Raw genomic sequence first — 532 nt, 5'->3', positions numbered from 1 at the left:
CGGACGGATCTTTTTCCAGTCTAACCCGGCCAGAAGCGCCATCAGCTGGGCGTGGTCGAGACGCATGCGCGCGGCCGATATCGCAGACCAGCAGAAGCTGTGATCTTCCAGAGTCTTCGAATAAAGACAAACCCCGCTGCCGTCCCACCACACGATGCGAACCCGGTCCGCACGCTTCGAGCGGAACACGTGAAGCGCCCCCGAGAACGGGTCCAGGCCGCCATCCCTGACCAGCGCCATCAAAGATGCCGCGCCCTTGCGGAAGTCGACAGGCTGGCACGACACGTAAACCACCACACCGGAAGCGATCATGCCTTGCGAACCGCGCGGATGATCCTCGCCAGGCGATCGGGATCAACATCGCCGCCGGCGCGCACCACGGCATCGCCAATGACGATTTCCACCATGTCGCTGCCCATCGCTTCAAAGCGCGTGAACTTCGCCGGCTTGCTCGCTGCCTCCGTCAGTGGCGCAACCATGCCCGACGAAAGCGCCTTGCGGCGCCATGCATAGAGCTGCGAGGGGTCCAGCC

At 63.7% G+C, this 532-nt stretch carries 1 protein-coding gene and 1 pseudogene; both read right to left on the bottom strand.

What is annotated here, in order from left to right:
* Positions 1-312, bottom strand: a 312-nt coding sequence (gene tnpB, locus NKJ90_RS33440; protein WP_352487787.1) for an IS66 family insertion sequence element accessory protein TnpB, incomplete at its 3' end; no start/stop codon positions are given.
* Positions 309-532: pseudogene (locus tag NKJ90_RS33435) on the bottom strand (transposase); the annotation flags it as partial. The pseudogene NKJ90_RS33435 and the gene tnpB, both read right to left, overlap by 4 nt.

Origin of the sequence: Mesorhizobium sp. M0051, assembly GCF_040323235.1 — a bacterium.
GTDB lineage: Bacteria > Pseudomonadota > Alphaproteobacteria > Rhizobiales > Rhizobiaceae > Mesorhizobium.
Note: the sequence above shows the minus strand (reverse complement) of the source record. Positions and strands in the feature narration are given on the sequence as shown.